Source organism: uncultured Kocuria sp., assembly GCF_947500125.1.
Classification (GTDB): Bacteria; Actinomycetota; Actinomycetes; order Actinomycetales; family Micrococcaceae; genus Kocuria.
This window is the reverse complement of sequence record NZ_CANMRA010000004.1, coordinates 128293-147307: the sequence shown is the minus strand read 5'-3', so window position 1 is coordinate 147307 and position 19015 is coordinate 128293. Positions and strand designations below refer to the sequence as shown.

Below are 19015 nucleotides of genomic sequence, written 5' to 3'. Positions count from 1 at the left end.
GGAGCGCTCCTCGTGGAGTCGTGCTCCCTCCCGTCGAGTGCCTGAAGGACCACCATGGCATCCTCCGCTTCCGTCTCCACGGAGACTCCCTCCGGCCCGCCGCGCAACGGCCTGGACCGCTTCTTCAAGATCAGCGAGCGCGGCTCCTCGGTGACGAGCGAGGTCCGCGGCGGCGTGGCGACGTTCATCGCGATGAGCTACATCGTGGTGCTCAACCCGCTGATCCTCGGCTACGGCCCGGACGGCGCCGGCAACGTCCTGGGCGGTGAGCGCGTCGCCGCCGTGACGGCGCTCGTCGCCGGTGTGCTGACCATCCTCATGGGCGTCGTGGCCCGCGCGCCCTTCGCGATCGCCACCGGTCTGGGCGTCAACGCGTTCCTCGCCGTGACCATCGTGACCACCCCGGAGCTCACCTGGCCGCAGGTGATGGGGCTGGTGGTGTGGGCGGGTCTGATCATGTTCGTCCTGGTGCTCACGGGCTTCCGCACCGCCGTGTTCAACGCCGTGCCGGCGTCCCTGAAGACCGCCATCGTGGTGGGCATCGGCCTGTTCATCGCTCTGATCGGCTTCGTGAACGCCGGCTTCGTGCGCCGCATCCCGGACGCCGCCGGCACCACCGTGCCCGTGCAGCTCGGCGACGGCGGGACGCTGCTGGGCTGGCCCATGCTGACGTTCGTGGTCGGCCTGCTCCTGACCGTGGCCCTCATCGTCCGCAACGTCCGCGGCGCCATCCTGATCGCCGTGGTCACCACGACGATCCTCGCCCACGTGCTCGAGGCGGTCGTCCCGTCCGGCTCCTCGGTGGACGCCCCCACCGGGTGGTCGCTCGTGGTGCCGGCGGCCCCCACCTCGTTCGTGGCGCTGCCGGACCTCTCCCTCGTGGGCTCGGCCGCCCCGCTCGAGGCGTTCCAGAGCCTCGGGGCCCTCGCCGCGGCACTGCTGATCTTCACGATCCTGCTCTCGATCTTCTTCGACGCGATGGGCACGATGGTCGGGCTCTCCCAGCAGGCCGGGCTCGTGGGCCGCAACGGGCAGATCCAGAACGTGGACAAGATCCTGCTCGTGGACGCCGCGGGCGCGATCGCGGGCGGCGCGGGCTCCGTGTCCTCCAACCAGATCTTCGTGGAGTCCTCCACCGGCATCGCCGACGGCGCCCGCACCGGCCTGGCCAACGTGGTCACCGGCGTGCTGTTCCTGCTCGCCATGTTCATCACCCCGCTGGTCAACGTGGTGCCGTTCGAGGCCGTGGCCCCGGCCATGGTCGTGGTGGGCTTCCTCATGGCCAAGCAGGTCGTGCGCATCGAGTGGGACGACTGGGGCCTGTCCGTGCCCTCCTTCCTGACGTTCGCCGTCATGCCGTTCACCTACTCGATCGCGGACGGCATCGGCGCCGGCTTCGTCTCCTACGTCTTCATCCGTCTCGTGCAGGGACGCGGCAAGGAGGTCCACCCGCTGATGTACGTCGTGGCGGCGGCCTTCGTGGTGTTCTTCGGCAAGGGCGTGGTCGAGGGCTGGATGGCGTGATCGACGACGACGCCCGCTGCCCCTGCGGCACCGGGGAGACCTACGGCGCGTGCTGCGGCCGCTTCCACGGCGGCCGCCCGGCGCCCACGGCCGAGCTGCTCATGCGCTCGCGGTTCAGCGCCTTCGCCGCCGGGGACGAGGCCTATCTGCTGGCCACGTGGCACCCGGGCACGCGCCCGGAGTCCGTGGGGCTGAACCCCGCACTGCGCTGGACCCGGCTGGACGTCCACGGGGTGACGGGCGGCGGTCCCTTCGACGCCGAGGGGTGGGTGGACTTCACCGCCCACTGGCGCGGTGCGGGCGGCACCCGGGGGACCCAGCGGGAGAACTCGCGATTCCGGCGGGAGGACGGCCGGTGGTACTACGTGGACGGCGTGGTCGCCTGAGCCCGCCGGGTCACGCGTCCTCGAGGTCGGCGAGCACGCAGAACTCGTTGCCCTCCGGGTCGGCCAGCACCACCCAGGTCACCTCGGGCCCCTGTCCCACGTCCGCGCGACGGGCCCCGAGGGACTCCAGGCGCGCGACCTCCGCGTCCTGGTCGGTGTCCACGGCGCGCAGGTCGAGGTGCAGGCGGTTCTTGACCGTCCGGGGCTCGGGGACGAGCACGAAGTCCAGGTGCGGGCCGCCGCCCTCGGCGGGAACAATCCCCACGTAGCCCTCGGCCTCCCCGTGGACGACGTAGCCCAGGGCGGCGCACCAGAAGCGCGCGAGGGTCTCGGGATCGCGGCAGTCGACGACGACGGCGGAGAGCGTGCTGGTCATGCGCTCAGCCTAGGTCCGGCGCCGTCGCCCGGGAAGACGCCGCAGGACCCGGGGCGCGTGCTTCAGGACCCGGGGTGCGTGCCGCAGGACCGGCCAGTAGGAGCCCGGGAGGACTCGCGCCACGAGATCCGGCAGCACGGCGCTGGGGGCCACGAGCAGCCGACCCCGGCGCCGCTCCACGGCCCCGAGGATGTCGGCGGCCGCCCGCTCCGCCGGATAGCTCAACAGCGCCGCGAAGTCCTCCCGGTCCTTCCGCGCCCGATCCTCGGTCACGACGGCCGGGGTGCGCGCGGTCTCGGCGATCCGGGTCCGGACCCCGCCCGGGTGGACCACGGTGACCCCCACGCGCCCCGCCAGCTCGTGGCGCAGGCCCTCGGTGAACCCGCGCAGGGCGTACTTGCTCGCGGAGTAGGCCACCTGTCCGGGCGGGGCGATCAGGCCGAACAGGCTGGAGAGGTTGACCAGGTGGCTGCCGGGGGCGGCGAGCAGGGCGGGCAGCAGCTCGCGGGTGAGCACCACGGGCGCCCGGAAGTTGATGTCCATGAGCCAGTCGAACTCCTCGGCGGAGACCTGCTCGAAGGTCCCGCCGAGTCCCACGCCCGCATTGTTGACCAGCAGGTCGATCCGCGGGTGCTCGGCCCGGATCCGCCCGGCCACCCCGGGCAGCGCGGACAGCTCGGCCAGGTCGGCCACGACCGTGCGCACCGGCAGGTCCGGGTGCCCGGCACGGATCGCCCCGGCGACGGTCTCGAGTCCCGCCGCGTCCCGGTCGAGGAGCACCAGGTGGGTGCCGCGGGCGGCGAGGCCGTGGGCCAGCTGCTCGCCGATGCCGGAGGCGGCGCCGGTGAGCACCGCGGTGGCGCCGGCGAAGCGGAAGGGTGCGGACGGGGACACGGGCTGCTCCTGGGGTCGCGGTTCGGGGGTCGTGGATCGGGGTCGTGGATCGGGGGCCTGCTGTCCAGTGTGCGGGCGGGCCCCGGTCGCCGCTTGACCCTCCGCGACAGGAAGTTGACGCGCCGCGACACCGTCAGGCGGTCCGGGGGCCCCGACGGCGGACGTCCCGCGGTGGGGCGCCCCACCAGCGGCGGGCGCACCGGGTGAGGGCCGAGGACTCCGAGAGCCCCACCAGCCCGGCGATCTGGCCGAGCGGGACGTCGGTGGTGGTGAGCCAGCGCAGGGCCGCGCTGCGCCGGGTCTCGTCGAGGACGGCGCCGAAGGTGGTGCCCTCCTCGGCGAGCCGGCGCTGCAGGGTGCGGGGGTGCAGGTCCAGCACGCGGGCCACGGCCTCGATCTCCGGGGCCGCGGTGCCGAGCAGCTGCACCAGCACGCCCCGGACCCGGGGCGCCCACGCGGAGCCGGCCCCGGGGAGCTGGGTGTCGAGGAAGGCGAGCGCCACCTGCCGGACCCCGGCGTCCCCGTGCAGCGGCCGGGCGAGCGTGCTCGTGGGGATCCGCAGGAGGACCTCGGGGCGGCCGGTGCGCACGGGCGCGCCGAAGAACTCCTCGTAGGCCCGCAGCGGTGCCGCCGGCCGGTGGGCCAGCTCGACCGTGCGCAGCCCGTAGCGACCGCCCACCAGGGAGGTCAGGGCCCGGTGCAGCAGGCCCAGGCCGAGGTCGGTGCCCTGGGGACTGCCGTGCCCGGGGTCCCGGGCGGTCGCGGATGACCCGCCGTAGCGCACCGCGGTCACCCCGCGGGCGCCGTAGGGGTCCTGCACCAGCGCCAGCTCGAGGGACGGGGCGTGGACGAACAGGTAGCGGGAGGTGCACTCGAGGGCGTCGCGCACCGTCTCGGAGTGGCGGGCGGCGAGCGCGAGCGGGCCGAGCACACCAGGGTCCTGCCGGGCGGCGACCCGCAGTCCCAGGTCGGGGCAGCACAGCTCCCGGGCGGCGGTCTCGAGCACCCGCCCCACGGCCCGCTCCGGCACCAGGAGGTCGTCGGTGTCCAGGGCGGCCCGCGGCAGGCCGGCGGCGTCCGCGAGGGCCTCGGCGTTGCCGCCGAGCTCCGCGACCGCGGCGCGGAAGCCGCGCAGACCCGCGGACCGGATGACCGTCATGTCGCCCAGGGTCAAGCAATCGTCGCGCAGCGTCAAGTCTTCCGGGGTGCGCCGGGCGATCCTGGAACCATGCCAGCACCTTCCACCGCCAGCGCATCGCCCGGTGCGACCACCAGCGACTCCCCCGGCGAGCTCCCCGGCGCGGCCCCCGGCGCGGCCCCCGGCGCGTCGTCCGGCGGGACCGACCACCGGGACGTCGTCGTCGTCGGAGCCGGCCTGTCCGGCATCGGCGCGGCCTACCGCCTGCAGACCGAGTGCCCCGAGCTGTCCTACGCCGTGCTCGAGGCGCGGGACGCCCTGGGCGGGACCTGGGACCTGTTCCGCTACCCGGGCGTGCGCTCCGACTCCGACATGTTCACGCTCGGCTACTCCTTCAAGCCGTGGCGGGACCCGCAGTCGATCGCCGACGGACCGTCGATCCTCGCCTACATCCACGAGACGGCGGAGGAGTTCGGCATCGGCCAGCACCTGCGCCTCCGCACCAGGGTGGTGTCGGCGGACTGGTCCGGGACCGAGCAGCGCTGGACCCTGGGCCTGGAGGTCCGCGACGAGGACGGCACCGTGCACCGGCGCACCATGACGTGCTCGTTCCTGTACTCGTGCGCCGGCTACTACGACTACGACCGCGGCCACGACCCCGTGCTGCCCGGCCTGGAGGACTTCCGCGGCCGGGTGGTGCACCCGCAGTTCTGGCCCGAGGACCTGGACTGGACCGGCCGGCGCGTGCTGGTGGTCGGCAGCGGCGCCACCGCGGTGACCCTGGTACCGGCCATGGCCGCCGAGGCCGCGAGCGTGACGATGCTGCAGCGCTCCCCCACGTGGATCAGCGCCGTGCCCGGCCGCGACAAGCGGGCCGACGTGCTGCGCCGGTTCCTGCCCCCGGGGCTCGCCCACCGGGTCATCCGGGCCAAGAACATCCTGTTCAGCACGGCCGTGTACCAGTTCTGCCGGCGCCGCCCGGCCGCGGCCCGGCAGTTCTTCACGTCCCGGGCCGCGCGCGTGCTCGGCTCGGAGGAGCTCGTGGCCGAGCACTTCACCCCGTCCTACGACCCGTGGGACCAGCGGCTGTGCGCGGTGCCGAACGCGGACCTGTTCAAGGCCCTGCGGAAGGGGCGGGCGGAGGTCGTCACCGACACGATCGACACGTTCGTGCCGGAGGGCGTGCGGCTCGGCGGCGGCCGGGTGCTCGAGGCCGACCTCGTGGTCACCGCCACGGGTCTGCGGCTGATCCCCTTCGGCGGGATCGTCCTGACCGTGGACGGGACGCCGGTGGAGCTGTCCGAGCAGTTCGTGTGGAACGGGGCGATGCTCACCGGCGTGCCGAACTTCGCGCTGTGCATCGGCTACACCAACGCGTCCTGGACCCTGCGCGCCGACCTCACCCACCGGCTGGTGTGCAAGGTGCTCCGGCACCTGCGGCGCCACGACGCCGGGGCCGTGGTGCCGCGCGCGCGCCGGGACATGGCCGAGCACCCGCTGCTCGACCTCAGCTCCGGCTACGTCCAGCGCGCGATCGGCGCCTTCCCGCGCCAGGGCGACCGGCACCCGTGGCGGGTGCGGCAGAACTACCTGCTGGACTCCGCGACCACCCTGCGCACCCCGCTGTCGCGGACCCTCGACCTCGTCCCCCGCACCGCGGCCCGCCGCGGTGCCCGCCCGCAGGAGGCCCACGCATGACCGACCAGCACACCTCGCACCCCGCAGCGGACGCCTCCACCGCGGAGCTCCCTGCCGCGGAGCTCCCTGCCGCGGAGGCCTCCGCCGGGGACGTCCGCGTCGAGGGGCTCCACGCCACGACGACGACGGTGGAGGTCGCCGGCCGGCCCGTGCGCATCCGCCGTTCCGGCCCCGCGGAGGCGCCGCCGGTCGTGCTGCTGCACGGCATCGGCCGCAGCCTGGAGGACTGGTCGGCCGCCCACGAGCTGCTGGCGCGGGACCACCGGGTGCTCAGCATGGACCTCCCCGGCTTCGGGCTCACCCCCGCCGGCGCGGAGAAGCCCGGGCTCGGGACGTTCGCCCGCGCCGTGGTCGGGGTGCTCGACGCGCTCGGCGAGGACCGGCCGGTGCACCTCATGGGCAACTCCCTGGGTGGCGCCGTGGCCATGACCGTGGCCGCCGAGCACCCCGGGCGGGTCGCGGGGCTGCTGCTGGCCGACAGCGCCGGGTTCGGGCGGGAGGCCAACGTCTCCCCCCTGCCCATGCTGTGGGGCGGCCTGTCCCACCTGCCCGTGGTGGGCCACCGGTTCCGTCCCCTGGCGCGGGCCGCCGCGGTGCGGTCGAACCAGAGCTGCTTCTTCGACCCCGCCCTGGCCACCCCGGAGCGGCTCCGGCACGCGGCGCTGGTGGGCTCGCAGCCGGACTTCCGGGCCACGTTCCTGGGCACCTACCGCAGCATCGGACTGCCGGTGGTCGGCGTGCTGCCGGGGTGGCGGAGGGCCCTCCTGGCGAAGGTGCGGGCATCGGGCCTGCCCGTGCTCGTGGTGTGGGGCGACCAGGACGCGGTGCTGCCCGCCCACCACGCGGAGGCCGCGGCCGCGGCCCTGCCGGAGGCCCGGCTGCACGTCTTCCCGGACACCGGCCACATGCCCCAGATCGAGCGGACCGAGGAGCTGGTGGAGCTGGCCCGGGAATTCGTGGCCTCGGTCGAGGAGTACCGTTCCACCTGTTGACCACGCCCGCGCCCCGTGGGTCCACAGCCGCCGCCGAGCAGGTGCGTCCTGCCGGAGAGGGTGACGCCCTCCGGCAGGAGCACCACCGAGCACGGTGTCCGGTCAGCAACCCGATCGGGAGTCCGATCAGGCATCCGGCCAGGAGTCCGACGAGGAGGACGAGGGACAGACATGAGCGAACACTTCGACGTGGCGGTGCTGGGCATGGGGCCCGGCGGTGAGGTCGTGGCCGGCCGGCTCATCGCGGCCGGGAAGAAGGTCGCGATCCTCGAGCGGGAACTGATCGGCGGGGAGTGCGCCTACTGGGCGTGCGTCCCCTCCAAGACGGTCCTGCGGCCCGTGGAGGCCCGCACCGAGGTCCGCCGGACCGCCGGGATGTCCGGCGCGGACCTGGATTGGAACGGGGCCCGGGAGTACCGCGACGTCATGGCCCGGCACCTGGACGACTCCGCCCAGGCCGAGGGCTACACCGACCAGGGCGCCACCGTGATCCGGGGAGAGGCCCGTCTCACGGGACCGGGCCGGATCCGGGCCGGCGATCGGGAGATCACCGCCGAGCACGTCGTCCTGGCCACCGGCTCCCAGGCCGTCGTCCCTCCGATCGAGGGCATCGAGGAGGTCACCGCGTGGACGAACCGGGAGACCTACACCACCCGCGATCTGCCGGAGCGGGCGGTGATCGTCGGCGGCGGCGCGGTCGGGGTGGAGACGGCCACGTTCCTGGCCGCCTACGGGGTCGAGGTCACCCTCGTCCACCGCGGCCCACGGCTGCTGGGCCGGGAGGAGCCACGGGTGGGGGAACTCCTGCACGGCTACCTCGTCGAGGCCGGCGTGGACGTCCGCCTGCAGGCCTCGGCCACCGGAGCGCGACGGGTCGGCGAGGACAGCGTCCTCTCCCTCGACGACGGGACCGAGGTCGTGGCCGACGTCGTGATCTTCGGCACCGGCCGCAGGCCCCGCACCCAGGACCTCGGGTGCGAGGACGCCGGGGCGGAGCTGGGCGAGCACGGCGAGGTGCTCGTCGACGAGCACTGCCGCGCCGGGCAGAACCTGTGGGCGATCGGCGACGTCACCGGCGTCATGCCCTTCACCCACGTGGCCAAGTACCAGGGGCGGATCGCCGCCGACGCCATCCTCGGACGCCCGCGCCCGGCCGGCTACGAGGGCATCCCGCGGGTGGTGTTCGCCGACCCCGAGATCGCGACCGCCGGACTGACCGGGGACCAGGCGGAGCAGCGCGGGATCCGCACCGCGGCCGTCGAGCTGGACCTGGCGCGGTCCCTGGCCCGCCCCTGGACCTACGAGCGGGACCCGCGCGGGCACCTCGGCCTGCTGGCCGATGCCGAGCGGAAGGTGCTGATCGGTGCGTGGGCGGTCGGCCCGATGGCCGGCGAGTGGATCCACCAGGCCTCGCTGGCCATCCGCACGCAGCTGCCGCTGGACGTGCTGCGCGACCAGGTCGCCCAGTTCCCCACCTACCACGAGGCCTACCAGGCCGCCCTGGACGAGCTCGACGTCTAGCGGACGGACCGCCGTGGGACGCCCGCCCCGCGGCGGGCCCGGCCGACGGCCTTGGGCCCGTCGGCCGGGCGTCGCCGGGAAAGGACCGGAGGAAGAGCGCCGCAGGAAAAGGCCGTGGAAAAGGCGGCGGGAACGGGCCGGTGGCAGGACCGGGACGCCTCAGGGGCGCAGCTGGGCGGCGGCGGCCGCCCGGTGCCCGGGCTCCCCGGAGGTCAGGGCGAAGAGGGCGTAGTTGAGGGGGCCTGCGGCCACGAGGGCCTCGCAGCGCGCGGCGAGGCGGGGTTCGTGGCGGCCGGTGAGCTCCTCATAGGCGCGGACGGTCACCGCGAAGGACCCGGGCGGGGCGATCAGGTGCTGGTACATGAAGTCCAGGGCCGGGTCGCCGACCCTGGCCGTCGTCCAGTCCAGGACGGACAGGATCCGGCTGTCGGCGTCGAGCAGCAGATGGGCGGGATAGAGCTCTCCGTGCGTGAGGACGGTGCTGCGCGGCCACAGGCCGTCGTCGTCGAGCCACGCCCGCCACCGGGCCAGGAGCTCCGCGGAGACGTCGAACTCCCCGAGCACCCGTTCGAGGTCGGCCGCCCACCGGCGGCGCACCTGGTCGGGGGTCTCGACGGGGACGCCCGCGGCGGCGGCCGCGGTGGGGTCGAGGCGGTGGAGGGACGCGACGGCCTCCGCCAGGGACCGGGCGTACTCCGGCGAGGACGGGTCGTAGTGCCAGACCGGCTGTCCCGCGGCGTCGAGGGTGAGGCCGGGCCGTCCCGGCAGCAGCGGATAGCCGACGAGCTCCGGCCCGGAGATCCGCCAGTCGGGGACGGCGACGGCGAGCCGCGGGCGCACGAAGGCGAGGATCCGCCGCTCCTCGGCCACCTTCGCCGCGACGTCGGGGCGGCGCGGGATCCGCAGCACCCACTGCTCGCCGGTCCCGGAGCCGGCGGCGAACGCCACCCGGTAGTCCAGCCCCGCCTCGTTGAACCGGACGGTGCCCGGCTCCAGGTCCAGGCCGTGCCGCAGAGCCAGCGCACGCACGTCCTGCTCGGTCGCCGGCTCAGGCTCCACGGCGGCCCCCTCGGTCGCGGGGTCGTGGCGCGGCGGGGTGCCGCCCACGAACGAGCGCACCCACGCCTCGTCCTTGTACTGGGCGGGCACCGCGCCGCCCAGCAGCTCCCGGCTCAGCGCGGCCGCCCCCGGCGAGCCCTCCAGCGGCAGCGGCACGGAGGAGGCAGCGAGGACGATGTTGCCGTAGCGGCGGCCCTTGAGCATCGCCGGGTCCGCCACGGCGGCGACGTGCTCGAAGACCTCGGACAGCGCGGCGAGCTCGGCGCGGGCCCCGGCGAGGTCCCGGGTGTCGCCGCAGTTGAGCACGTACAGCCCGCCCGGGGCCAGGACGCGCTGCACGTGGCGGGCGAACTCGACCGTGGTCAGCGGCTCGGGGGTCAGGGTCCCGGCGAAGACGTCACGGACCACGACGTCCCGGGTGGCGGGGCTCAGCGACTCCGTGACGGCCCGGGCCTCCCCCACCCGGATCCGCAGCAGCGGGGCGCGCGGGAGGTCGAACCACTCGCGGACCAGCTCGGCGAGCCGGCCGTCGAGCTCGACGACGACCTGCCGCGCCGCGGGGTGGGCGTGGGCGAGGTACCGGGCCAGGGAGCAGGCGCCGCCGCCGAGGTGCAGGACCCTCAGCCGTTCCGGGTCCAGGTGGGCGCCGACGTGGGCGTCCACGAGCGCGGCGATCCAGCGCATGTACTCGAAGTCGAGCCGTTCGGGGTGCTCCGGGTCCACGTGGGAGGAGGGGACGCCGTTGACGTGCAGCACCCAGGAGCCGGGGGCGTACGCGTCCGGCACGAGTTCGGCGGTGCCGGTCGAGATCTCGTAGGACCCGGCCGCGGGGCCGGTGGGACCGGCGGGCCGCGGCGCGGCGCGCGAGCGGCGAGACCCGCGGCTCACGCGGATCCCGTCCGCAGCATCCGATGCATGTGCTGCCCGGTCCAGGGCCCGCCGGCGGGGAAGGACGCGGCCAGGGACCGGAAGCCGTGCTTGGCGTAGAAGCGTTCGGCGCGGGCGTTGCCGTCCATGATCCACAGGTACGCGTCCGCGGGGCCGATCGCGGCGTCCAGCAGGGCGGCGCCGAGGCCCGTCCCGTGGGCGGCCCGCAGCACGTAGAGCTGGAACAGCTGCAGGGGGACGGGAGGGGCGGGCACCCCGGCCCGCCCCTCCCACGCGGCCGGGGCCGGGCCCGCGGAGACGAGCCCGAGGGCGGCCCCCTCGTCGTCGACCGCGAGGAGGGTGCACACGTCCGGGTCGGCCAGGAGGGCGCGGTCGTAGCCGGCGGTGCGCTCGGCCGCGGTCTGCTGCCGGTCGGCGAAGGCGTCGCCGAAGAGCGGACGGTAGGTCTCGTCGAGGCAGCGCAGGTGCAGGGCGGACCAGGCCTCGGCCTCGGACGGTCCGGCGGCCCCCAGGTGGACCGCGGCGGGGGCAGGGCTCAGGACTCGATCGCCTGCCGCTGGATCGCGGCCTCGAGGCGCTCGACCTTGCCCTGCAGCTCGCCCGTGTGGCCGGGACGGATGTCGGCCTTGAGCACGAGGGAGACGCGGGGCCCGTAGTCGCCCACGGCCTCGGTGGCGCGCTTGACGACGTCCATGACCTCGTCCCACTCGCCCTCGATCGTGGTGAACATGGCGTCGGTCTCGTGCGGCAGGCCGGACTCGCGGACCACGCGGACGGCGGCGGCAACGGCGTCGTGGACGGAACCGCTCGGGTTCTCGCCACCGGACGGGGAGACGGAGAAGGCAACCAGCATGCTCCCATCCTCCCACCCGGCGGCGCCCGGGTGAACCCCGGGGACGACGCCGGCCCCGCCGCCACGTGGGTGACGTGGCGGCGGGGCCGGCGCGGGACGAGCTGATCGGTGGATCGGCTCTGTGGATCAGCTCTGTGGATCAGCTCGGCGGCTCGGGTCAGCGGGTCACTGGCCGGCGAGCTGCTCCAGCACGGCGTCCTTGGAGGGATCCTTGGCCCCCTGGTTCCAGGGCATCTTCGAGAGCACGTTGGCCATGGCGCAGGTGTTGGACAGCGCGGAGTACGCGAGGCCTCCGCCGACGCCCGCGGCGACGGCGCGCAGCTTCGGCGAGACCAGCTGGCCGCCCACGACGCTCGCCAGCACGAGCGAACCGGCGACCATGCGGACCTGACGGTCCATGGCCCAGGTCGAGGCGCCGCGGACGACCGCGCCGCCGGCCTTCTCGAAGTCGTCGACGGTGCCGTCGACGACGTAGGTGTTCTCGGTGCCGGCCGAGGAGAGGATGCCCTGGGCACGGGAGGCCCGGGCGCCGGAGCGGCAGATCAGGGCGACCTTGCCGCCGAGGGCCTGGGCGATGTCCTGCGCGTGGTCGGCCACGAGGTCGACGGGGACGTTGTAGGCGCCGTCGATGTGCTCGGCGGCGAACTCGGCGGCGGAGCGCACGTCGAGGACGGCGACCTCCTCGCCGGACTCGATCCAGGACTTCAGCTCGGCGGGGGCGACTTTCGAGGTCATGCGGCAGTTCCTTCCGGGTGGCGGTGGGTGTGACTCCAGTGTGCACCATACCCCCCTGGGTATGCAAGATCCCCCAGGGGGTATAGAATGGTGGAAGCCGACCACCACACCCAGGAGCGCCCCGTGCAACTCGACCCCCAGGACCTCACTCCCACCATCAACCGCCTCAAGCGGGCCCAGGGCCAGCTCGGCGCCGTCATCCGCATGCTCGAGGAGAGCCGCGACTGCAAGGACGTGGTGACGCAGCTGTCCGCGGTCTCCCGCGCCCTCGACAAGGCCGGCTTCAGCATCATCGCCACCGGCCTGGACCAGTGCCTGCGCCAGGAGGACCCGAGCCTGGACAAGGCCGAGCTGGAGAAGATGTTCCTCTCCCTGGCCTGAGCGGCCCCGGCCGGGCGAGACCCGACCGGGCGACCCGACAGGGTGAACGACGCGGCCACCGGTGCGATTCCCGGGCGGGGACCTCCGGCGGGCGGGCCCTACACTGGGCACGGACCCAGCCCGACCGTCGGAGGACCCCGCCACCATGACCCAAGGCATCTACGTCAGCGCCATGACGCCGCAGTCCGGCAAGTCGCTCGTGGCCCTCGGCCTGGCAGACTCGCTGTTCCGCAAGACGGACCGTCTGGGCTACTTCCGGCCCGTCCACCTCGGGGAGACCCCGGCGGAGGACCCGATGGTGCAGCTGATGAAGCGCAACTTCGACCTCCCGGACGAGCGTTGCCGCGGCGGCGTCTCCCTGGCCCGCACCCGGGAGCTGCTCGCCGCCGGGGACCACGACGAGCTCGATGCGATGGCCGTGACCGTCTACGGCGAGATGGCCCGGCACTGCGACGTGGTCGTGGTGGACGGCACCGACCTCCTGGCGCACAACGCGGCCACCGCCGAGTTCGACATGAACGCCCGGATGGCCAACAACCTCGGCACCTCCGTGCTGGCGGTGATCGGCGCCGACGAGTCCGAGAGCCCCGAGGACGTGCTCAACGCGATCGAGGTCACCCGCGCCGAGCTCAACCAGGTGCGGTGCGACATCTTCGCGGTCATCGTCAACCGCGCCCGCCCGGACTGGGTGGAGCAGATCGAGCACAACGCCGCCCGCGGCGTGCGGGGCCTGCCCGTGTACGTCATCGCCGAGAACGAGGCGGTCGCCGCGCCCACCGTCGCCGAGCTGCGGGACCGGCACGGCTTCGGGGACGGCCCGTCCACGGTCTCCCTGGACCGCGACGTCAAGGGCGTGAAGATCGCCGCGATGACCGTGGGCCACTACCTCGAGCAGCTCGCCGACGGCGACTTCGTCATCACGCCGGGAGACCGCTCCGACATCGTCGTCGCGTCCCTGGCCTCCGCCCTCTCCCCCGCCCTGCCCGTCCCCTCCGGGATGCTGCTGACGGGCGGATTCGAGACCGAGGGGCGGATCCGGGAGCTCACCGCCGCGGCGCCGTTCCCCGTGCTGACCACCGGGCTGGACACCTACCGGGCCGCCCGGGAGGTGTCCCGGACCCGGGGCACCCTCTCCGGGGCGCACCCGCGCAAGGTCGCGGCCGCGCTCGGCGAGTGGGCCCGGCGGGTGGACGGCGAGGAGCTCGTGAGCCGGCTCGACCTGCCGCGCCCCGCCAAGCGCACGCCCCTGCGCTTCCTGCACGAGCTCGTCGAGACCGCCCGGGCGGAGCGGAGGAACATCGTGCTGCCCGAGGGCGAGGACCCCCGCATCCTGCGGGCCGCCGAGATGATCCACCGTCGCAACTTCTGCGACCTCACGGTCCTCGGCGACCCCGGGCGGATCGCGCAGCTGTGCCAGACGGAGGGCATCAACCTCGACTTCGCCGAGGAGGGGCTGACCCTCGTGGACTTCGAGCACGACGAGGCGCTGCGCGAGAAGTACGCCGGGGAGTACGTGCGGCTGCGCGCCCACAAGGGCGTGCAGAAGGAGACCGCGCTGGAGCGGATGCTGGACGGCTCCTACTTCGGCACCATGATGGTGCAGATGGGGGACGTGGACGGCATGGTCTCCGGGGCCGCGCACACCACCGCCAACACGATCCGCCCGGCCCTGGAGTTCGTGAAGACCTCCGAGGGCGTGAAGATCGTCTCCTCCGTGTTCTTCATGCTCCTCGAGGACCGCGTACTGGTCTACGGCGACTGCGCCGTGAACCCCAACCCGGACGCCCAGCAGCTCGCGGACATCGCCCTCGCCTCCGCCCGCACCGCCCGCCGGTTCGGGGTGGAGCCCAAGGTGGCGATGCTGTCCTACTCGACCGGCGGGTCCGGCTCCGGCGAGGACGTGGACAAGGTCCGGGCGGCCACCGAGATCGTGCGCGACGCGGACCCGGAGCTCGAGGTGGAGGGCCCCATCCAGTACGACGCCGCGGTGGACGCCTCGATCGCGGCCTCGAAGCTGCCCGGCTCCGCCGTGGCCGGCCGGGCGACCGTGTTCGTCTTCCCGGACCTCAACACCGGCAACAACACCTACAAGGCCGTCCAGCAGTCGGCCGGGGCCGTGGCCGTGGGCCCGGTGCTGCAGGGGCTGCGCAAGCCCGTCAACGACCTCTCGCGCGGGTGCACCGTGGACGACATCGTCAACACGGTCGCGATCACCGCGATCCAGGCGCAGGGCATGTGACCCGGCCCGCCGTCCCCGTCCCCGTCCCCACTGCCCCAGGGAGTCCTCCATGCTCGTGCTCGTCGTCAACTGCGGCTCATCCTCGCTCAAGTACCAGGTCCGGGAGCTCGAGGCCGGCGAGGACGGCGGGACGGTGCTGGCCTCCGGGCTGATCGAGAACATCGGCAGCTCGCGGATCCAGGACCACACGCAGGCGCTCGAGCTGCTCGCGGAGCGCCTCGAGACCGAGCTGGAGGGGCGCACGATCGACGCCGCGGGCCACCGCGTGGTCCACGGCGGCGAGCGGTTCTCCGCGCCGGTGCTCGCGACCAACGAGATCATCCGCGACATCGAGCGGCTGGTCCCGCTGGCGCCCCTGCACAACCCCGCCGCCGTGCTGGGTCTGCGGGCCGTGCAGAAGACGTGGCCGCACCTGCCGCAGATCTGCGTCTTCGACACCGCCTTCCACCGCACCATGCCCGAGCACGTGTGGCGCTACGCGGTGCCGGAGGAGTTCTACGAGCGCTGGGGCATCCGCCGCTACGGGTTCCACGGCACCTCCCACGACTGGGTGACGGGGCAGGCGGCGCAGTTCCTGGGCGTCCCGCGCGAACGGTTCAGCTGCGTGGTGGCGCACCTGGGCAACGGCGCGTCGGTGACGGCGGTCAAGGACGGCGCCTCCTACGACACCTCGATGGGCTACACCCCCCTGGCGGGTCTCGTGATGGGCACCCGCACCGGGGACCTGGACCCCTCCGTGGTCACCGCCGTCCTGCGCCGGGACCCGGGGATGACCCCCGAGCGGCTCGACGCCGTGCTCAACAAGGAGTCGGGTCTGCGGGCGATCGCCGGCGACCACGACATGCGCGCCGTCCAGGAGGCCGCCGACCGCGGCGACGAGCGCGCCGAGCTGGCCCTGGAGATGGCCGCCCACCGCCTGGCGAAGTACGTGGGCGGCTACCACGTGGCCGTGGACGGCGCGCAGGCGCTGGTCTTCACGGCCGGGATCGGGGAGAACGCCTCGGCCTTCCGCGCCCGCGTCTGCGGCCGACTGGGGGCCCTCGGGGTCGTGCTCGACGACGACGCCAACGCCGCCCGCTCGCGGGAGGTGCGCCGGATCTCCGCACCGGGCTCCGCGCTCGAGGTGCTCGTGGTGCCCACCGACGAGGAGCAGGCGATCGCGGCGGCGACCGCGGCCCTCGTCGCGGGCGAGCGGCCCGGCGCCTGAGCCGGTCCGGGCGTCAGGCCGTCCGAGCCGGTCCGGGCGTCACGGGCCGCCGCACAGAGGACGTCGCCCCGCCGGGTGTTCGCAAAAGCGACTCCGGCCGATAGGTTCGGTGCTGGGCCCCTGACGGGACCCCTCCCCTGTGACGGACCCTTGCGCCAGGAGGCACCGACGATGTCCCAGCAGCCCTACGAACCCCGGGGCCACGGCGGCCCTCCGCCGCTCGGCGCACCGCCCTACGCGACGGCCCGCCCGCCCCGGCCACCGATGACCCCCGACCTCCGGCTGCTGCTCCGGCTCACCGTGGCGTCCTTCGTGGTCGCGGTCCTCGGCGGCGCGGTGGGATACCTGGCGGCGCCCGAGCAGTATTCCGGCGTGCCCGCGGGGACGCCGTTCGGGACGATCGCCCTCGTCATCTCGGTCCTCTTCGGCTTCGGGCTCACCGCCGGGCTCTACGCCCTGGTGTACTTCCCGCTGCGCGAGCAGCGGCAGTGGGCGTGGATCCTCGGCATCGTCTTCGCGTCCATGGCGCTCCTGAGCACCCTGGCCAACGCCGTGCTGGTGCTCGTGGTTGCCACGGGCACCTCGATCGGGCTCGTGACGGGCGCGCTCAAGGCCGTCGTGGACGTGGCCTGGCTCGTGGTGGCCGTCCGCCCCGGGGTGCGGGCCGCACTGCGCTGACCGGCCGGGCGGCCGGGACGCCGTGGCCGCCCCGCCCTCAGGCCAGGTTGCGGGCCAGCCGGTGCATGACGGCGGCCAGCCGTTCGGCGTCGTCGCCCTCCAGGGCGTCGAGGAACAGCTCCTCGACGTCGCGGGCGTGGGCTGGCCGCAGGCGGCGGAAGGCGTGCAGCCCCTCCTCCGTGAGCTCGGCCTCGAGGCCGCGCGCGTCCTCGGCGCAGCGGCGGCGCCGCACCCAGCCGCGCTTCTCGAGGACGCCGATCTGGTAGCTGAGCCGGCTCGGGGAGAAGACCATCCGCTGGGCCAGCTCCCCCATCCGCAGCCGGTGGTCCTCGGCGTTGCGCAGCAGCAGGAGCACCTGGTAGTCCATGAGCGAGCAGCCGTGCTCCTTGAGCCGGGCCTCGACCTCGGTGGTCAGCCGGGCGGTGGTCTCGAAGAACAGCTGCCACACGTCCCACGGGCGCGCGGCGGCCCCGGGACCGGTCACCGGCCGGCCCGGGCGAGCAGGTCCGCGAAGTCCGGGACCCCGGCGAACTCGTCGCCGCGCTCCTGGCGCGCGGCACCGGCCGGGAGCGCACCCGCCGTCCGTGCGTCCTGCCCCGCGCCCGCGGCGAGCAGGCGCGCCAGCTGGGCGCCCGCCCGCCGGATGCGCGACTCGAGCGAGACCCCGGCCCAGTCCTCCGTGGCCGCGTAGACCCCCAGGGGCAGCACGAGGGCCTTGAGGTGGGCGAAGAGCGGGCGCATGGCCGAGTCGAGCATCAGGGAGTGGCGCGCGGTGCCCCCGGTGGCGGCCACCAGCACGGGCAGATCCTCCAGTGCGGCCTCGTCGAGGAGGTCGAAGAAGGACTTGAACAGCCCCGAGTAGGACGCCTTGAACGTCGGGGTGGCCGCGATCAGGGCGTCCGCCCGCGTGACCGCCTCCAGCGCGGCCCGCAGCGGCGGACCGGGGAACCCGGTGAGCAGGTGGTCGGCGATGGCGTGGGCCAGCGGGCGCAGGTCCACGCGCTCGATCCGCACCGGCGCCCCGTCCAGTCCGTCGCGGACCGCCTCGGCGAGCCGGTCGGCCAGCAGCGAGGTGGAGGACGCGTCGGACATCCCCGCCGAGACCACCACCAGGGTGAGCGGGTGCACCCCGGCGGGATCCGTCGTCGTCGTGAGGTGGCGGTCGCTCATCGGTGGGCCCTCTCCGTGGTCTGCTGCGTGGTCTGCTGCGTGGTCTGCTGCGTGGTCTGCTGCGTGGTCTGCGTCGTGGCCTGGGCGGCGCGGGCCCGCCCGGCGGGCGAGTCCTCGGTGCCGCCGGGCACCGGGTCCTGGCCGGCGCGCCGGCGGGCCACCAGCGAGGCGTGGGTCGGGGCCTCCGGCACGTGGGCGGGCTTGAGCGCGGCGAACTCCCGGCGCAGCACGGGCACGACCTCCTCGCCGAGCAGGTCCAGCTGCTCCAGGACGGTCTTCAGCGGCAGGCCCGCGTGGTCCATCAGGAACAGCTGGCGCTGGTAGTCGCCGGCGTAGTCGCGGAACGCGAGGGTCTTCTCGATGACCTGCTGCGGGGAGCCCACCGTCAGCGGCGTCTGCTCCGTGAAGTCCTCCAGCGAGGGCCCGTGGCCGTAGACGGGGGCGTTGTCGAAGTAGGGGCGGAACTCCCGCACGGCGTCCTGGGAGTTCCGGCGCATGAACACCTGGCCGCCCAGGCCCACGATCGCCTGGTCGGCGGCGCCGTGGCCGTAGTGCTCGTAGCGGGCCCGGTAGAACTCCACCATCCGGCGGGTGTGCTCGGCGGGCCAGAAGATGTTGTTGTGGAAGAAGCCGTCGCCGTAGTAGGCGGCCTGCTCCGGGATCTCGGGGGAGCGGATGGACCCGTGCCACACGAAGGGGGCCACGTCGTCGAGCGGGCGCGGGGTCGAGGTGAAGCCCTGCAGGGCACTGCGGAACCGGCCCTGCCAGTTGACCACGTCCTCCCGCCACAGCCGGTGAAGCAGGCTGTAGTGCTCGATCGCCAGGGGGATGCCCTGCCGGATGTCCTGGCCGAACCACGGATAGACCGGGCCGGTGTTGCCCCGCCCCATGGTGAGGTCCACCCGCCCGCCGGAGAGGTGCTGGAGATAGGCGTAGTCCTCGGCGATGCGCACCGGGTCGGTGGTGGTGATCAGGGTGGTGGCCGTGGACAGCTGGATCCGCTCGGTCTGCGCCGCGATGCTCGCCAGCAGGATCGGCGGGTTCGCCGGGGCCACGAACGGCGGGTTGTGGTGCTGGCCCGTGGCGAAGACGTCCAGGCCCACCTCCTCGGCCTTCTTCGCGATCTCGACCGTGGCCCTGATCCCCTCGTGCTCGGTGGGGGTGCGCCCCGTGGTGGGGTCCTCGGTGACGTCCCCGATGGTGAAGATGCCGAACTGCATGTCGTCCTCCTGCTCCGCAGCGGCGCCCGACCGGACGCCCCGCACACTTGCTTCAA

18 protein-coding genes and 2 pseudogenes are annotated in these 19015 nt (G+C 74.2%); 9 read left to right on the top strand and 11 right to left on the bottom strand.

Annotated elements, in window-relative coordinates; all coding sequences use genetic code 11:
* Nucleotides 1–54: 54 nt before the first annotated feature.
* Nucleotides 55–1524 carry an NCS2 family permease gene (locus Q0817_RS04250; protein ID WP_298584792.1) on the top strand — a complete coding sequence of 490 codons (1470 nt, stop codon included), beginning with the start codon at nucleotides 55–57 and terminating at the stop codon, nucleotides 1522–1524.
* Entirely contained in the window at nucleotides 1521–1910 is a 390-nt protein-coding gene (locus Q0817_RS04245; RefSeq protein WP_298584790.1) for a YchJ family protein, read from the top strand. The genes Q0817_RS04250 and Q0817_RS04245 overlap by 4 nt, the downstream gene beginning before the upstream one ends.
* Nucleotides 1911–1920: 10 nt before the next feature.
* Here Q0817_RS04245 and Q0817_RS04240 read toward each other — a convergent pair whose 3' ends face one another.
* The 3 genes from Q0817_RS04240 to Q0817_RS04230 form a co-directional block, all read right to left on the bottom strand.
* A complete protein-coding gene (locus Q0817_RS04240) occupies nucleotides 1921–2286 on the bottom strand; it encodes a VOC family protein (RefSeq protein ID WP_298584788.1) in 366 nt (121 codons plus the stop codon).
* A gap of 9 nt (nucleotides 2287–2295) precedes the next feature.
* Nucleotides 2296–3180 (bottom strand): SDR family oxidoreductase, encoded by an 885-nt coding sequence (locus tag Q0817_RS04235; RefSeq protein ID WP_298584786.1) that lies wholly within the window; start codon nucleotides 3178–3180, stop codon nucleotides 2296–2298.
* Between the two features lie 133 nt (nucleotides 3181–3313).
* Nucleotides 3314–4339, bottom strand: a complete 1026-nt coding sequence (locus tag Q0817_RS04230) for an AraC family transcriptional regulator (RefSeq protein WP_298584784.1) — start codon at nucleotides 4337–4339, stop codon at nucleotides 3314–3316.
* Nucleotides 4340–4408: 69 nt separating this feature from the next.
* On the opposite strand from Q0817_RS04230, the gene Q0817_RS04225 reads away from it, so the two are divergent.
* The 3 genes from Q0817_RS04225 to Q0817_RS04215 all read left to right on the top strand — a co-directional run bounded on the left by Q0817_RS04225 (nucleotide 4409) and on the right by Q0817_RS04215 (nucleotide 8529).
* Nucleotides 4409–6016: an NAD(P)/FAD-dependent oxidoreductase gene (locus tag Q0817_RS04225; RefSeq protein WP_298584781.1), complete on the top strand. Its 1608-nt coding sequence runs from the start codon at nucleotides 4409–4411 to the stop codon at nucleotides 6014–6016.
* Nucleotides 6013–7008: an alpha/beta fold hydrolase gene (locus tag Q0817_RS04220; RefSeq protein ID WP_298584779.1), complete on the top strand. Its 996-nt coding sequence runs from the start codon at nucleotides 6013–6015 to the stop codon at nucleotides 7006–7008. Before Q0817_RS04225 ends, Q0817_RS04220 begins: the two co-directional genes overlap by 4 nt.
* A gap of 171 nt (nucleotides 7009–7179) precedes the next feature.
* Nucleotides 7180–8529: an NAD(P)/FAD-dependent oxidoreductase gene (locus Q0817_RS04215; RefSeq protein ID WP_298584777.1), complete on the top strand. Its 1350-nt coding sequence runs from the start codon at nucleotides 7180–7182 to the stop codon at nucleotides 8527–8529.
* A gap of 159 nt (nucleotides 8530–8688) precedes the next feature.
* On the opposite strand, the pseudogene Q0817_RS04210 reads toward Q0817_RS04215, so the two are convergent.
* From Q0817_RS04210 to Q0817_RS04190, 5 genes and pseudogenes are all read right to left on the bottom strand, one after another.
* A pseudogene (locus Q0817_RS04210) lies at nucleotides 8689–9498 on the bottom strand (macrolide 2'-phosphotransferase); the annotation flags it as partial.
* Nucleotides 9499–9636: 138 nt separating this feature from the next.
* Nucleotides 9637–10476, bottom strand: a pseudogene (locus Q0817_RS04205) (fused MFS/spermidine synthase); the annotation flags it as partial.
* Complete coding sequence (locus tag Q0817_RS04200; protein WP_298584941.1) at nucleotides 10473–10940, bottom strand: GNAT family N-acetyltransferase; 468 nt, start codon at nucleotides 10938–10940, stop codon at nucleotides 10473–10475. The pseudogene Q0817_RS04205 and the gene Q0817_RS04200, both read right to left, overlap by 4 nt.
* Nucleotides 10941–11011: 71 nt before the next feature.
* Complete coding sequence (locus tag Q0817_RS04195; RefSeq protein WP_298584774.1) at nucleotides 11012–11329, bottom strand: thiamine-binding protein; 318 nt, start codon at nucleotides 11327–11329, stop codon at nucleotides 11012–11014.
* A 165-nt stretch (nucleotides 11330–11494) separates the two neighbouring features.
* Nucleotides 11495–12064 (bottom strand): rhodanese-like domain-containing protein, encoded by a 570-nt coding sequence (locus Q0817_RS04190; protein WP_298584771.1) that lies wholly within the window; start codon nucleotides 12062–12064, stop codon nucleotides 11495–11497.
* A gap of 123 nt (nucleotides 12065–12187) precedes the next feature.
* Here Q0817_RS04190 and Q0817_RS04185 point away from each other — a divergent pair, with 123 nt between their 5' ends.
* The 4 genes from Q0817_RS04185 to Q0817_RS04170 all read left to right on the top strand — a co-directional run bounded on the left by Q0817_RS04185 (nucleotide 12188) and on the right by Q0817_RS04170 (nucleotide 16569).
* Complete coding sequence (locus tag Q0817_RS04185) at nucleotides 12188–12445, top strand: metal-sensitive transcriptional regulator (protein ID WP_058875528.1); 258 nt, start codon at nucleotides 12188–12190, stop codon at nucleotides 12443–12445.
* 145 nt (nucleotides 12446–12590) lie between these two features.
* The gene (gene pta, locus Q0817_RS04180; RefSeq protein WP_298584765.1) at nucleotides 12591–14684 is read left to right on the top strand and encodes a phosphate acetyltransferase; all 2094 of its coding nucleotides are present in this window, start codon (nucleotides 12591–12593) and stop codon (nucleotides 14682–14684) included.
* 49 nt (nucleotides 14685–14733) lie between these two features.
* On the top strand, nucleotides 14734–15891 hold the full coding sequence (locus tag Q0817_RS04175) for an acetate/propionate family kinase (protein WP_298584763.1): 1158 nt from the start codon (nucleotides 14734–14736) through the stop codon (nucleotides 15889–15891).
* 171 nt (nucleotides 15892–16062) lie between these two features.
* Entirely contained in the window at nucleotides 16063–16569 is a 507-nt protein-coding gene (locus Q0817_RS04170) for a hypothetical protein (RefSeq protein ID WP_298584761.1), read from the top strand.
* A 37-nt stretch (nucleotides 16570–16606) separates the two neighbouring features.
* Here Q0817_RS04170 and Q0817_RS04165 read toward each other — a convergent pair whose 3' ends face one another.
* From Q0817_RS04165 to Q0817_RS04155, 3 genes are read right to left on the bottom strand one after another with little or no spacing between them, the layout of a single operon-like run.
* Nucleotides 16607–17053: a MarR family winged helix-turn-helix transcriptional regulator gene (locus Q0817_RS04165; RefSeq protein WP_298584759.1), complete on the bottom strand. Its 447-nt coding sequence runs from the start codon at nucleotides 17051–17053 to the stop codon at nucleotides 16607–16609.
* Nucleotides 17050–17739 carry a CE1759 family FMN reductase gene (locus Q0817_RS04160; protein ID WP_298584757.1) on the bottom strand — a complete coding sequence of 230 codons (690 nt, stop codon included), beginning with the start codon at nucleotides 17737–17739 and terminating at the stop codon, nucleotides 17050–17052. The genes Q0817_RS04165 and Q0817_RS04160 overlap by 4 nt, the downstream gene beginning before the upstream one ends.
* A complete protein-coding gene (locus Q0817_RS04155; protein WP_298584755.1) occupies nucleotides 17736–18959 on the bottom strand; it encodes an LLM class flavin-dependent oxidoreductase in 1224 nt (407 codons plus the stop codon). Before Q0817_RS04155 ends, Q0817_RS04160 begins: the two co-directional genes overlap by 4 nt.
* Between the last annotated feature and the right edge of the window lie 56 nt (nucleotides 18960–19015).